We start from the raw sequence: 14,378 nt of genomic DNA on the forward strand, positions 1-14,378 counted from the left end.
GAATAGATTTTGATGACATTTTTGGTGATTTACTGTTTCTCAAATGCCTTTTTTCACTTTGTCTGTTTGTTTTGATGCTCCCTTCGATTTTCATCTCCGTAATTTCCCTCTGTAATATTTTGGGGTGCGGAATGTGGGTTAAATGCTTATCGGGATATGCTTAAATAACGTCAACGTAGGGGTAATTCATGAATTACCCCTACAATTACAATGTTTTAACTTGGGAATAATTAATAATTTTGCTATCAGCAGTTAATAAATAGGAATTATAATATCTAGCAGTTGCGACAATCATTTGATCAAAAGGATCACTATGAAAACCATTTAATTGAGTTGAATCAATGATGATAGGTAAGTTTAAATTTAATAATTGTACTCCTGGATAAGCTAACGCTAATTCTAACCATTCAGTAATCGAACAGGAAAAATTTAGTCTATTTTTTTCTACCAATTTAGCTACTTCCCAACAGGAAACAATACTAATTCCTATACCTTCTGCTTGATGTTCTGCTATCCATGTTTCATATTCTTCAGTAAGTCTTTTATTACCATCAACCCACCACACCCAAATATGTGTATCAAGTATGATCATTGTAAACATTCCCAATCTTCTAAAGCTACAGGTTCGGTAGGATCATCATAATGGATTACTTTACCACGTAAAGGATAAAGATTATCATCAAATTCTGAAATTGGATGAACTTTACCTGCTTTAGCTTCTTGTAATGAGATTTTCAAACTTTCTAAAACAGATTCTTTTGATTCATCATCTTCATCTAATTCATCTTCAATAAACAAAACAATTAATTTAACCCGACTTGGTTTATTAACCATTAAAGGAGTTTCTAAAGAGATGTTACCATTTTCGTCAATTTTTGCCATTATTTCTTGGGCTATCATATTACTCATCTGTAATTACTAGAAACATCTTACCATATTATAGTAAAATAGTAACTACACTTGTCACCACATCCTAGGAAAAACCATGATACAAACTTTAAAATTACAGAAAATTGGTAATTCAGTAGGTGTAACATTTTCTAAAGAATTGTTAGAAAAACTCAATCTTTCCGAAGGAGATACACTATTTATAACAGAAACCGAACATGGATTTCAATTGAGTGCTTATAACCCAGAATTTGAGAAAGCAATGGCAATTTACCATGAAGGTAGTAAAAAATTTCATCATGCACTCCAGGAATTAGCTAAGTGAATGAACCAAATTGGTTAACAGAAGAAATGGCACTTGCTATCCATGAGGGTTTGATTTATGAATATGGGGGTTTATCTGGTATTAGAGATTACCCCTTATTAGAGGCTAGTTTAGCCCGTCCTCGTCATCGTTTTTACTATCAAACTCATGTTTCTATTTGGGAATTAGCAGCAGCTTATGGTTTTGCATTATGTAAAAATCATCCATTTGTGGATGGAAATAAACGTACTGCTTTTATGACAATGTATGTTTTTCTGCGGTTGAATGGTTATGATTTTAATGCACCAGAACCAGAGATTATATTAGTCTTAGAGAGTTTAGCATCTGGAGAAATTGATGAAAATACTTTGCAGGTTTGGTTAGAAAAGTATGCTGAGAAATTACTATAAATAAATATATTCCCGATTTCTTTTTAACTTTTGTAAATAAATGATAAATTGATTGTAGAAATCGGGAATATAGAAATATGCTATAATTCAAACAATTAACTAATATAAAAAACTATGCCCCGGATTTTTGATAATATTAATGATCAACTATTACCTATACTCAAAAAAAGCCTGCAATCTGCAAATAGGGCTGATTTTTGTGTCGGTTATTTTAACTTGCGAGGATGGAAATTAATACAGGAAGAAATTGAACAATTTACCGGCGGAGAAAATAATTGTTGTCGGTTATTAATTGGAATGCAAAAACTGCCTAAAGATGAACTTCATGAGATGTTAGGTTTAGGAATATCCCAAAAACCCATAGATAGAAGTAAATCTTTGCAACTGCAAAAACGCATTGTTCAGGAACTTCGCCAACAGTTAATGATTGGAAAACCCAATAATGCTGATGAGTTGGGTTTAAAAAGACTTAAATCACAATTAAAAGCTAAAAAAGTAGTTGTGAAACTCTATTTACGTCATCCTCTCCACGCGAAATTATATTTAGTTCCTCAAAATCATGCAAATTTACCCGCTATCGGTTTTTTAGGAAGTAGTAATTTAACCTTTTCTGGTTTATCAGCACAGGGAGAATTAAATGTTGATATTTTAGATCATGATGCTACAAATAAATTACAAACTTGGTTTAATGAACGTTGGCAAGATAATTTTTGTTTAGATATTTCTGAACAATTAGCAGAAATTATAGATGAAAGTTGGGCGACAGATAAGTTAATTGATCCTTATTATGTTTATCTAAAAATGGCTTATCATCTCTCCCAAGAAGCGCGAGATGGTTTAAGTCAATATCAAATACCTTCAGACTTTCAATTATTTCCTTTTCAAGCAGCAGCGGTAAAAATAGCCGCCCACTATGTTAACCGTCGTGGTGGGGTGATGGTTGGGGATGTGGTAGGATTAGGAAAGACTTTAGTGGGGACAGCTATAGCGAAAATTATTGAAGATGAACTGGGGATTAGTACCTTGATTATTTGTCCTAAAAATCTTGTTTCTATGTGGGAAAAATATAAGGATGAATATGGGTTAGCAGCTAAGGTAATTTCTATTAGTAAAGTCACGAAAATATTATCTACAATTCCCGCGCGGTTTCGGTTAGTTTTAATAGATGAAAGTCATAATTTAAGAAATCGAGAAGGACAACGTTATGCAGCTATTAAAGAATATATAGAACAAAGCGGAAGTCGGTGTATTTTACTGACTGCAACTCCTTATAATAAAAGCTATTTTGACTTATCTGCACAGTTACGGTTATTCGTTCCTGAATCAAAATATTTAGGGATTAAACCAGACAATTTAATTACAAAATTAGGTGGTGAACATGAATTTAAACGTAAATATCCACAAACTGATGTCAAAACTTTAGCAGCATTTGAAAAAAGCGAGTATTTTGAAGATTGGCAACAATTAATGAATCGGTATATGATTAGGCGAACTCGTAGTTTTATTAAAAATAATTATGCAGAAACAGATCCGATAAGTGGACGTAAATATTTACAATTTACTGATGGTAATCGTTCTTATTTTCCGGTGCGGATTCCAAAAACTGCTAAATTCACTATTAGTAATGTCGAAAATGATCATTATGGAAAGTTATATGCTAGTGAAGTTGTCGAAATTATCAATTCTCTATCTTTACCCCGTTACGGCTTGGGAAATTACACTTTAGATAAATATAAACAACCTCCCACAGCAACAGAACAACAGATTTTAAATGGTTTATCTCGTGCGGGAAGACGGTTAATGGGTTTTTGTCGCACGAATTTATTTAAAAGATTGGAAAGTAGTGGAATTGCTTTTTTAGAGTCTTTAGAACGGCATATTTTGCGAAATTATGTTTATCTTTATGCGTTAGAAAATAAGTTAGATATTCCGATTGGTACACAGGATGCAGAGTTTTTAGATACGACTAATAATGATGAAGATGCTGATAATATTAATTCTACAGCTTTAGATTTTGAAATAGCTGATGATGACAATGATGCAGGTGATGAAATTAGTTTTGCAAGTTTAACCAGCAAAGAAGCGGAATATAAACGTCAAGCAGAAGTTATTTATCAACTTTATGCAAATAAATACCCACAACGGTTTAAATGGCTAAATTCTCGATTATTTAATGCTGAATTAAAAAAACATTTACGAGAAGATGCTTTATTGTTATTAAAATTATTAAATAACTGCGGGGAATGGAACTATCAACAAGATCAGAAATTCCAAACATTGAAAAAATTAGTCACAGAAACTCATGTAGATGAGAAAATCTTGATTTTTACTCAATTTGCTGATACAGCGCGTTATTTACAAGCATCTTTAGAAAAAGCGGATATTCCCCAAGTTGCTTTAGTGACAGGAAAAATAAATGATCCCACAACTTTAGCATATCGGTTTAGTCCAGAAAGTAATCAACAAAATATTCCCCAAGAACAACAAGTGAGAATTTTAATTGCGACTGATGTTTTAAGTGAGGGTCAAAATTTACAAGATTGTCGGATAATTATTAATTATGACTTACCTTGGGCAATTATTCGTTTAATTCAAAGAGCGGGAAGGGTGGACAGAATTGGCCAGAAAGCCGCAGAAATTTTCTGTTATTCCTTTTTACCTGCGGAAGGAGTGGAGGAATTAATTAATCTGCGCGGAAGATTAGGTGAAAGATTACAAGAAAATGCTAATGTGGTAGGAACAGATGAGGCATTTTTTGAAGATACTCTTTCCTATCAAGAAATTCTTGATCTTTATCATGAAAAGTCTGGTATTTTGGATGAAGCAGAAGATGGAGAGGTTGATTTAACATCGGAAGCTTTTCAAATTTGGAAAAATGCCATAGATGCTGATCCTGATTTAGAGAAGATTATTAAAAATCTGCCTAATGTTATCTATTCTACGCGGGAATATCAGGGAACAAATTTAGATCCTGAAGGGGTGTTAATGTATCTTCGCACTGCTGATGGTACAGATGCTTTAGCTTGGATAAATCAGGAAGGAGAAAGTGTCACTCAATCGCAAATGCGAATTTTGAGAATGGCGAGATGTAACCGGAATACACCCCCTTTAGAAAAGCATCCCAACCATCATGAAATTGTCTCGCAAGGGGCTGATTTAATATTAGAACAGCAAAAATTAACGGGAGGACAATTAGGCAGCCCTAAAAGCGCGAGATATCGAACTTATTATAAATTAGATGCTTATATTAAGAAGACGGAAACAAAAACTCCGTTATTTGCATTAGGTGAAGATTGGCAAACTTTGAAAAAGGCGGTTGAAGAAATCTATCTTTATCCATTAAAGGAAACGACGATTGTTAAACTTAATCGGCAGTTGAAAAGTGGGATTAGTGATGAACAATTAGCAACAATGATTATTTCTTTACGTGATAATAATTCCCTGTGTGTGATTCATCCTGATGATAGACAACAGGAAGCGCAAATTATTTGTTCATTAGGGTTATTTGAAAAGTCAGTGAGTGGGTAAAGAAGCTCTCTCAGCCTCAATTCATACATATCTGGGCGGTTAGAAACCGCGTCTACACAGGCGAAACCCACCTGCGTGGGTTTGAAAACCTTAATGAACCCCAACTCCCTCTCCGCTCTTCGATAGGGGGTTAAGATGTACCTCATACAGCAATTCTCGTTCTCATGAAACACAATGGAGGGCGCAGTCCCTGCGGGTTTGGCGATAAAAAACTGTACTTGATAAGATTAGAAAGTGCTGTAAGAGCGGAAACCGCTATACTTTTATGACCCAGATGGGTTTATGATGGGAGTTGGTTGTGATTCTGATTCAATCCGAACATGGAAAAAGTTTTAAAAGTGATTGCAGATGTAATTACTAATCCTCCAATTCCTCATGAACCCCATAAACAATCTTTAAAAAATTGGGCGATGTATTGTTTACGGGATAGAGGTTTTATAGTTGTTTTTGCCCAAAATGCTGATTTTGCGGTGCAGTTTAAAAATGGTGACAAATTCTATTTTAAAGTTACCAATCAAACTGATAATTTAGCTAATGATATTAATTGGATAGTTTGGGATGGTGTGAATAAAACCACCAGTTTGATTCCCCAATCATAAGGTTGTTATAGCAGGATTCAGGTGACAAGAAGGAGCAATTACGGGGGGATTGCCCCTAGGATTTTGGGTTAAACGGTAACTACGAGGTTTTCTCCTTTTAACATCCGCGAAGCTGCTTCTAAAAGTGCTTCTTCTAAATAGGGTTTGGTAAAGTAGCCACTAGCGCCGAGTTGTAATGCCATTTGTTTATGTTTGTCAGCACCACGAGAGGTCAGCATGGCAATAGGTAAGTTGCTAAAAGAACCATCTTTCTGCATTCGAGATAGCAATTCTAATCCATCACAACGAGGCATTTCAATGTCACAGAAGACGATATCGCAAGGTAAACCGGAACGAAGTTTATCCCATGCCTCTTGTCCATCACGGGCTTGTTCTACACGATAACCAGCTTTGCTAAAGGTAAGAGATAGAAGTTCTCGAACTGTGATGGAGTCATCAACGATTAATACTGTTTTTTCTACTTTATCAGCGGTAATGGTGTTTATTGATGGTGAACTTGTTTGCTGCCAATTGCTACCGATATGTTTAGACATCTTGCCTTGGAAGATGTCAATAATTTCTAGCACATCAGCAATGGGCATAATCATCCCATCACCAAGAACTGTAGCACCCGCTACACCACTGGGCTTAGGTGCTGGTCCTTCAAATTGCTTAATTACAATTTCTTGTTCACTCAGGACTTGATCAACTTGTAAAGCAATCATAGTATTACCTGAGCGGACAATGACGACGGAAATTATGTCATCATCTTTCTTTGTACCATAGATGTTGCCACGACTAAGCTGACGATTAAAGACTAAGATATCTTTTAAAGGTTTGAAGGGCAGAATAATCTCTCTCCAGACGATAAATGATTCTCCGTTAGCACCTTGCTGAATATTTTTGCTGGGAATATTTAGGGTATCTTCCACACCATCCATTGGAAAAGCGATTCTGGTGCGATCGCAAATGCAGAATAGGGCTTTACAAATACTGAGGGTGAGTGGTAACCGAATGGTAAAGATAGTTCCTTGTCCTAATGTGGAGTCGGTGCTAACAGTACCGCGAATTTCGCTGATATCATTGTGGACGACGTTCATGCCCACACCCCTACCTTTGATGTCGTCTACTTCGTCGGCGGTGCTAAAGCTGGGGAGGAATAACAGTTCGTAGGTATCAATCCGAGACATGGTTTGTGCCTGTTCGGGGGTGAGGATACCTTTTTTCACGGCTTTGTTTTTAACTTTTTGATGATCAATACCTGCGCCGTCGTCACTGACAGCAATGATGGTTTGGTTTCCTTGTTGTAAGGCGCGAATATTAATGGTACCTACGGGTGATTTACCTGCGGCTTGTCTAACTCCTGGGGTTTCAATACCGTGGGAGATCGCATTATTGACCATGTGAGTCAATGGATCTGTGAGATGATCCAAAATCATCTTGTCAATTAAGGTATCAACTCCTTCTGTTACCAATTCTACTTGTTTGCCATATCTAATGGCATTATCCCGTACCCCTCGCCGCAACCGATCAACAGCTTGGCTAAATGGCACCATTCGGGCTTTTGTTAATCCTTCTTGTAGTTGACTAGTTGCTTGGCGTAATTGTCTGGCTACCTGTTCTGTTTCTTCGGTAACAAAGTCAATATCACTGGCTGACTCCCGAACTCGCACGATGAACTCGATCATTTCTTGTGCCAGGATATGGAAGGGCGTAAACCGATCCATTTCAATTTCGCTAAAGCCGCGATTATGGGAATTACCCGATGGGGATCCATCCTGTTCTCGAGAACGGCGATTGGATAGGAGAGAGGCTTCTAAGAGCGATCGCTCGTAGTATTCCTGCATTCTCACTCCCACATCTGATAGATGCTGTACCTGAACTAACAGGCTATCTAGAGACTGTCGCAGACGTTCATGATCCTGCTCTAATGTGTTACGATTTACCACCAACTCCCCGACTAAGTTACTCATATCATCCAGTTGTTTCACTGGAATTTTCATACTTTCTTCTTTGATCGTTCGTCGAGTTGTCGGACGGGGGATGTTGCTAGTAGAAGTTTTTCCTGGTACTGCTGACGAACCAGATATTGTTTTATCAGCCTGTTCTAACAAATCCTCTAATTCACTAAATTCATCTTCTAATCCCAAGGGAGAAAAAGTATTTTGAGACTTTGCTACCACAGGTTGAACAATTATTGGTACAGGGGAAATTATCTGTGCTTCTTTGTTTTCAACCTCATCCAACAATGCTTCTAAGGTGGACAAATCGTCCCCTGGGATAAATTCTGATTCCTGATCAGTAATTTCTCCTGATACTGTGGATAAAAGTGCTTCTATTGCCGCGAAATCATCTATTGAAGATGCTTCTACTATATCTTCTTGTCCGGGTTCATCCAACAGTGCTTCTATTGCCGCGAAATCATCTATTAAAGATGATTGTAGTGGATTGTCTAACTCTAATTCTGAGAGAGTTTCATCCACTACAGAACTAGCTGTCGTTATTGCTGTTGGCGAAATTGAGGCAAACTCTGGTATTGAATTAAGCTGTTCTGGAGATTGGGAAAAATTATGAATTTCTGGGAGAAATAATTCTCTAGATTCGGAAATATTGTCAATATCACCAAATAAATTATCTATAACTTGCGCCCCACTATCACTATCTGATGTAAAGAATAAATCAAAAGATTGTTCTTGGGCTTGGAAAATCAGATCAAACTCTTTTTTATTTCCACTATTGCTTGTTGTCCCTTGCTGATTTTTTGTACCAGTTTCAACAGATGCACTAAATAGACTTTCCTCTAGTTCTTTCGCTATATCTTGATTAATTACAGAAGTGCTTTGTGAGTCACTTATGCCTAGATCATCCCAAAAGTTATCTAGATCATCTCCTGAATTAGCAAGAGGAGATGTTATTTCTGTTGTCCTAAATAAATCATCAATTTCATGTACCAGCGGTGCTTGGCTTTTTCCTGCTTCTGTAAATAAATCATCTAATGATAAACTTTCTGGTGCCGATGGTTTTATTTTTGATATTTTTACAGTTGGAGAAATAACTTCTAATAATGGAAAATTGGCATCTGTATTTGCCGATAAACAGGAATTATCAAACCTGATTGGAGATTCCCCATCTATTTCTGAAATTCCAGTATTTTCTGATGCAGTTGTCTCCTCCGTAAATACTAATTTATCATCGGCTGTGAATGTCAATAATTCTTCTAAATTATTACTGCTATTTGTCTCATTTTCTGAATTAGTCCGACGAGATTCTCTGGAAATCGAGATTAATTCTAGTAATACATCATCTGATGGAAATGGTAAATCTGTATGATTTGCCAACAGATTACTAGTTCCCATTGGTTGAGAACTAACTGTTTCCGCTATATTCTCAAATTCTAATTCTAATAGACTATCATCAAATAAGAGACTTAGATCTTCATGATTGTTTGCGGTTATTTTGTCTGTATTGTCATCTTTAAAAAAGAGGAAATCAGCTAAACTTTGATTATTATTTTCCGACTCACTGTTGGTACTTGTTAACTGATAGCTAGTTATATTTTCTAATATTTCTTCTTGTTGCCAATGATTTTCTAAATCGGGAGTATCGCCTTCAAACAAATCAGCCAGAGTGTTTAACTCAGAGATTCCTATTTCTGGAGAATTCTCAATCACAGTTGATTGATGATCAAACAAAGGTGGATCAGTAAATCCATTTGGATTGGATTCTAAATTGAGATCTGTTGTATCTATAAATAAAATTTCCCCAGGTTGCGTTTCTTTAACTTCTAATAACTCTAGTTGTGCAAGAGGGAACAAATTTTCTAATTGTTGACTAATAGTAATTTCCCCATCTCTATGTTGGAGAACTAATTCTTGCGCTTGCTTAATTTCAGTAATAATGATTTTGGCTAAGGTTAAATAACTATTATCAGGATTGGATATAGCCAGGACTGCTGATTCACACAGATTGCACCAATTTGATAAATTTAATTTTCTACCAATTTCTACTAATTGATGACAGCATTCTTGTAAATTGTTGCGGGAAGTCTCTAGGTTAGTTTTTTTAAACTGTTGCAACATTTCCCGCAGAATTTGTAACACCTGTGCTTGAAACTCTGTCCAATCCTGATTTGGTTTGCTTGGTACAGGTGAATTTTGGATCTGTGGGGAAACAGGTGACTCTATTGGTAAACTGGTAAGGGAGGTGTTGTGATGGTTCAATGCTCGATTATTACCCTGTTTTACCAGTAGTTCTATATGCTCATTCAGCCATTGCATGACTGGTTCAGTTTTTGACATCAAAGCTTGAGCTTTTTCCTGTGACAATCCAAAGGGATTGCCAAGATTTTCTATTAGGGCTTTTAATGTATCACAGATATCCAGTAGCAAGGATTCTAATCTTTGGTCTACTTGAATAGGATGTTCTTTAAGAGTTTTGAAGCAATCCTCAAGACGGTGAGATGTGCGCTGAATACTATTTAGACCTAACATAGCTGCACCACCTTTGATAGAGTGGGCTGCACGGAAGACTTCATTAATCATTTCTGAATCTTCCAGAGTCCGTTGCAGATTCAGTAATCCTTGTTCAATAGTGTTTAGGTGTTCTCTGGCTTCTTCGAGAAAGTAACCTAAAATCCGTTGTTGTTGTTCCGGCTGCATAGTTAATTAAATCGGCTTACTACAGGTAAAAGGTGCAAGAAAAGGCGGGTAGCAAACAAAAAAGGTAACAAACTAGGCATAGAGGTAGGCATTAATTGTTCCTTTTACCTCTTACCTTGATTCGATAGTTTCCACTCGGAAGCGTTCCACGGAGGCAATTAAATCCCGGGATACTCCCACTAAATGTTGCAAAGCGCCAGAAACCCGCTGTGCTTCTTGAGAGGTTTCTTGGGCCGTTAATTCCACAGATTGCATTACTTGGGCGACTGCACGAGAGGTTTCCGTTTGTTCTACGGTATCACTGGTAATTGATCGTACTAAAATATCAATATGCTCGGCTACCTGGATGATATTATCGAGCGATCGCTTGGCTTCTTCTGCTAATTTAGTTTGATGGATTACCTGTTGGGTCCCTTCCTCCATAGCTGTCATCACTGAGCTAGTTTCGCTTTGAATTTGCATCACGATTTGCTCAATTTCTTTTAAAGACTTCGCAGATCGATCTGCCAACTGTCGCACTTCATCAGCCACAATAGCGAACCCTCGACCCGCCTCTCCCGCTCTTGCCGCCTCAATACTGGCATTCAGAGCCAATAAATTAGTGCGAGAAGCAATTTGTGAAACTATGGCCACAATAGAGTTAATTTCCTGGGAAGATTCCGCCAAACGTTTCACCTTGCGGGTAGTTTCTGCCACAGTTTCTCGAATTTCCAAAATCCCTGCCACCGTATTTTCTACCGCTTCTCCCCCTTTCTGAGCAATTTTACTAGCATCACGGGCTACGGTTTCCGCCTCCCTAGCTGCCTCTGCTACCCGTTGAATGGAATCTGTCATTACCTGCACAGAATTTAACGTCACAGCTAACTCTTCTGCTTGTCGCAAGGCATCCCCAGACAAAGCCCTCGCAAAGGTTTCGGAATTAGTTGAACCTTTGGTGACATCCCGTGCCGCCACTTTCACCTGTTGGACAATATCCCGCAGGTTTTGAATTGTCAGATTAAAGGCATCAGCTACCGCTCCCAGTACGTCGGCTGTAACTTCAGCTTGCACCGTCAAATCTCCCCTAGCTGCTCCTTCTACGTCATCCAGAAGGCGAATTACCTGACGTTGGAGGTTTTCCTTGGCTTCTTCCATCTCAATAGCTTTACGTTGGGCTTCATTGGTAGTTGTGAAAATTACCCTAGCCATGTCATTAAAGCCAGTAGCCAAGTAGCCTAATTCATCTTGTGAATAAACAGTAGCTTCCACATTCAAATTACCTTGACGCACAGAATCAAACTGAGCTTGTAAGTTCTTCGTAGTCCGGCGAATTTGTTTAAGGGTCAGATTCCCCATAAACCCGGCAGTAGCAGCACCCGTAGCTCCCGCGGCCAAAGCCATTAACAACCCTGTATTTCTCACAGATTCCCGTTGTTGAGCCGGTGAAATGGAAATTGCCAAAGCACTAAGCAGAGCTACACCTAACATTGATACCAAACCAACGCTGCCAGCTATCCACCATTGTTTATGCTCTAAGGAGGCATTTTCAAAAGGCCCAAATAGCCCTTGTTCTGAGGCTACAATTGGTTCTGTTCTTGCAACCTCTGATTGGGTAAACACAGGAACTGCCTCTTGAGCGCCTGTAATTGTGAATAGTTCTTCATCACCATGACCCAGATCCTGATAGTCATCTCCTCTTTCATGAGGGAATGATTTATTAACATATTCAGCCTTGGAATTTCCCCGACTATCCAGAAATTCTGACAGCATTTCCCTATCATCCAAAGTATCATCGTCAGTGAGTTCAAAGCCTGGAATATCACCGAGATCATCAAATTCATCAAAGTCGTTGAGAAACTCTATATTGCTCTTACCAATATTTCCGCTAGAGATATTACTGATATATTGAGTGGAAACAAAGGTTTCACTCCCCGAATCTACTTCATCCTCTGACCCAAAAGCCGATTCAAACGCATCTAAATCAAAGTTATCATCATCAAAATTATTTTTTCCTAATGAAGAGTTGAAATTAAACTGCTGCTGTTGTGGTGGTATAGAATTGTTAGTAAATGATACTGGTTCTTGATTAAGTTGGGTTTGTGATCCAGATGCGGTTTTCGCGGATATATTATCCAGCAAACTATCTTGGCTACCGAGAGAAAATTCCTCTTCTTGGCTATTTTGCCAATTACTTCCTATATTATTATCGTTGTTGATAGCCTGTTCATTAGTCTCCAAATATGTATCTTTTAGACTAATGGTTAAGTCCGCAAAATTATCATCCATTAATTTATCTATATCTTCCCCCATAAATAGCTCAGTCCGATTTTCAGAATCATCATCAACCGATAATCTAGTTTCTGCAAAAGGTGAATAGCTCTTTTCACCATCACTCACGACTGAATTGCCATTAGCCAGATTGTTATTAATATCCCCATGATTATGACCGGAAGAAATTCCTTCTTGCCAAAAAGGTGGTAATTCTAATTGATCTGATATTGGCTTATCCTGGAGATATTCGGTAGATAAGCCAAAGGGATCATTAGTCATGGCAGTATCCAATGAATCGCTATCAAATTCCAGACCGTCTGGATCAGTAAACGGATTATATTCTTGAATATCTAGGGGTGGTTCGGATTCTGCCAAGGAATTCATTTCCAAGCTGCTACCATGCCAATTCCCCATAATCCCTGAATCTAAAGATATTTCAGTTGTCCCCTGAGATGGAGATTCATCATCAGCAAAGGGCTGTGTATACTGATCTATAGTTGCCAGACTATTATTAGCAAGGCTGACAATTTCCTGATCATCTGTTAGCCGCAATACTATTTGATACTCATCCCTGGCTACATCATATTGTTGCAACATATAGTAGATATGTCCCTTTAGCAAATGTGAATCAGGGTCATCTGGTGAATTTTGCATCAACTGATTAATCACCATCGCAGCTAATTCGTAATCTTGCTGCTCATAGGCCACTCTGGCTCTATCATAAGTTATTTCTCGAGCATTTATACGTATTTCCATTTCCGCTCTCCCAATTAGATTCCGACTAATTTCACCCTGCCCACCGCGCACTTCGCAAAATTGCTATTTGATCCAGTAGTCGCAAATATTTTTTCTCTTTTTCTGTATCAAATAACCATTCTCCACGCAAAAACGGAGCCATCGCATCTGGTACGTTATTTTGTGGCATTAGATACTGTACGTCAAGCCAGTCCATCCCACAAATTTCCTCTACCCCTAGACCTACTATCGTATCCTGATCTTCAATGGCAATGACTGGAATTTCTGAGCAACCAGTATTTAATGGCGTTGTTCCTCCCAGAAATTGACCCAAATCAGCCACCCAAATTAAGCGCCCCCGTAAATTTAGCGTACCTAAAAGTAAGGGCGATGTGTTAGGAATTGGTGTAATCCGATCAGGACTAAGTTCAATTACTTCCCGAATTCCCTTGGCTTGTAATGCAAACTCCTGACGTGAGGGCAGATAAAACCGCAAATGCAACTCACCTTCAGGACTTTCTAGTTGTAATTCGGGACGAAATTGATCTTGCCCTGTACCACTTAAAAAATCTGGTTTACTAACCATGTTATTTTCATCCTTGTCCTCGCAGGAGTTGTTTGACCGTTCCTACCAATTCAGTTGGTTGAAAAGGTTTAGCTATATAAGCATCTGCCCCTTGTTTCATGCCCCAGTAGCGATCAAATTCTTCACCTTTAGAAGAACACATGACGACAGGAACATTTTGGGTTTTAGGATCAGATTTTAATCGTCGGCAGAGTTCATAGCCGTTCATGCGGGGCATGACAATATCCAAAACCACCAAATCGGGAGGTGTGGTTTGAATCGCTTCTAAAGCTTCTGCACCATCGCTGGCATGAGTAACTTTTAAGCCACTAGCTTTCAGTAGGTCTGTAATCATCTCCCTCTGGGCAATACTGTCTTCAACAATGAGAATTGTGCTCATAAATGTCTATTTAGCCTCCTGATTTAGATTTTCCGTTGAGGAAAATAATTTGCTGTGATGGC

At 38.1% G+C, this 14,378-nt stretch carries 10 protein-coding genes; 4 read left to right on the forward strand and 6 right to left on the reverse strand.

The window, feature by feature from the left end:
• Window positions 1–205: 205 nt before the first annotated feature.
• Together PN471_RS23105 and PN471_RS23110 are read right to left on the reverse strand one after the other, a co-directional pair.
• A complete protein-coding gene (locus PN471_RS23105) occupies window positions 206–592 on the reverse strand; it encodes a type II toxin-antitoxin system VapC family toxin (RefSeq protein WP_271778812.1) in 387 nt (128 codons plus the stop codon).
• Window positions 589–909 carry a type II toxin-antitoxin system RelN family antitoxin gene (locus tag PN471_RS23110; protein ID WP_271778813.1) on the reverse strand — a complete coding sequence of 107 codons (321 nt, stop codon included), beginning with the start codon at window positions 907–909 and terminating at the stop codon, window positions 589–591. Before PN471_RS23110 ends, PN471_RS23105 begins: the two co-directional genes overlap by 4 nt.
• 76 nt (window positions 910–985) lie before the next feature.
• Here PN471_RS23110 and PN471_RS23115 point away from each other — a divergent pair, with 76 nt between their 5' ends.
• The 4 genes from PN471_RS23115 (at window position 986) to PN471_RS23130 (ending at window position 5,729) form a co-directional block, all read left to right on the forward strand.
• On the forward strand, window positions 986–1,213 hold the full coding sequence (locus PN471_RS23115; protein WP_271778814.1) for an AbrB/MazE/SpoVT family DNA-binding domain-containing protein: 228 nt from the start codon (window positions 986–988) through the stop codon (window positions 1,211–1,213).
• The gene (locus PN471_RS23120; protein ID WP_271778815.1) at window positions 1,210–1,602 is read left to right on the forward strand and encodes a type II toxin-antitoxin system death-on-curing family toxin; all 393 of its coding nucleotides are present in this window, start codon (window positions 1,210–1,212) and stop codon (window positions 1,600–1,602) included. Before PN471_RS23115 ends, PN471_RS23120 begins: the two co-directional genes overlap by 4 nt.
• A gap of 114 nt (window positions 1,603–1,716) precedes the next feature.
• Window positions 1,717–5,130 (forward strand): helicase-related protein, encoded by a 3,414-nt coding sequence (locus PN471_RS23125; RefSeq protein ID WP_271778816.1) that lies wholly within the window; start codon window positions 1,717–1,719, stop codon window positions 5,128–5,130.
• A 320-nt stretch (window positions 5,131–5,450) separates the two neighbouring features.
• Complete coding sequence (locus PN471_RS23130) at window positions 5,451–5,729, forward strand: hypothetical protein (RefSeq protein ID WP_193896419.1); 279 nt, start codon at window positions 5,451–5,453, stop codon at window positions 5,727–5,729.
• A 68-nt stretch (window positions 5,730–5,797) separates the two neighbouring features.
• Here PN471_RS23130 and PN471_RS23135 read toward each other — a convergent pair whose 3' ends face one another.
• The 4 genes from PN471_RS23135 to PN471_RS23150 all read right to left on the reverse strand — a co-directional run bounded on the left by PN471_RS23135 (window position 5,798) and on the right by PN471_RS23150 (window position 14,316).
• Complete coding sequence (locus tag PN471_RS23135; protein ID WP_271778817.1) at window positions 5,798–10,366, reverse strand: hybrid sensor histidine kinase/response regulator; 4,569 nt, start codon at window positions 10,364–10,366, stop codon at window positions 5,798–5,800.
• A 111-nt stretch (window positions 10,367–10,477) separates the two neighbouring features.
• Window positions 10,478–13,372: a methyl-accepting chemotaxis protein gene (locus PN471_RS23140; RefSeq protein WP_271778818.1), complete on the reverse strand. Its 2,895-nt coding sequence runs from the start codon at window positions 13,370–13,372 to the stop codon at window positions 10,478–10,480.
• A gap of 31 nt (window positions 13,373–13,403) precedes the next feature.
• Entirely contained in the window at window positions 13,404–13,937 is a 534-nt protein-coding gene (locus tag PN471_RS23145; RefSeq protein WP_271778819.1) for a chemotaxis protein CheW, read from the reverse strand.
• 7 nt (window positions 13,938–13,944) lie between these two features.
• Window positions 13,945–14,316, reverse strand: coding sequence for a response regulator transcription factor (locus PN471_RS23150; RefSeq protein ID WP_027404669.1), 372 nt, complete (start codon window positions 14,314–14,316; stop codon window positions 13,945–13,947).
• Window positions 14,317–14,378: the final 62 nt, after the last annotated feature.

The sequence above is a fragment of the Aphanizomenon sp. CS-733/32 genome (assembly GCF_028330045.1).
GTDB lineage: Bacteria > Cyanobacteriota > Cyanobacteriia > Cyanobacteriales > Nostocaceae > Dolichospermum > Dolichospermum gracile.

Bases quoted from the DNA above. Each gene is read 5' to 3' on its own strand.
- PN471_RS23105 (WP_271778812.1), bottom strand. From the start codon at position 592: ATGATCATACTTGATACACATATTTGGGTGTGGTGGGTTGATGGTAAT.
- PN471_RS23130 (WP_193896419.1), top strand. From the start codon at position 5,451: ATGGAAAAAGTTTTAAAAGTGATTGCAGATGTAATTACTAATCCTCCA.
- PN471_RS23115 (WP_271778814.1), top strand. From the start codon at position 986: ATGATACAAACTTTAAAATTACAGAAAATTGGTAATTCAGTAGGTGTA.
- PN471_RS23140 (WP_271778818.1), bottom strand. From the start codon at position 13,372: ATGGAAATACGTATAAATGCTCGAGAAATAACTTATGATAGAGCCAGA.
- PN471_RS23145 (WP_271778819.1), bottom strand. From the start codon at position 13,937: ATGGTTAGTAAACCAGATTTTTTAAGTGGTACAGGGCAAGATCAATTT.
- PN471_RS23150 (WP_027404669.1), bottom strand. From the start codon at position 14,316: ATGAGCACAATTCTCATTGTTGAAGACAGTATTGCCCAGAGGGAGATG.
- PN471_RS23125 (WP_271778816.1), top strand. From the start codon at position 1,717: ATGCCCCGGATTTTTGATAATATTAATGATCAACTATTACCTATACTC.
- PN471_RS23110 (WP_271778813.1), bottom strand. From the start codon at position 909: ATGAGTAATATGATAGCCCAAGAAATAATGGCAAAAATTGACGAAAAT.
- PN471_RS23135 (WP_271778817.1), bottom strand. From the start codon at position 10,366: ATGCAGCCGGAACAACAACAACGGATTTTAGGTTACTTTCTCGAAGAA.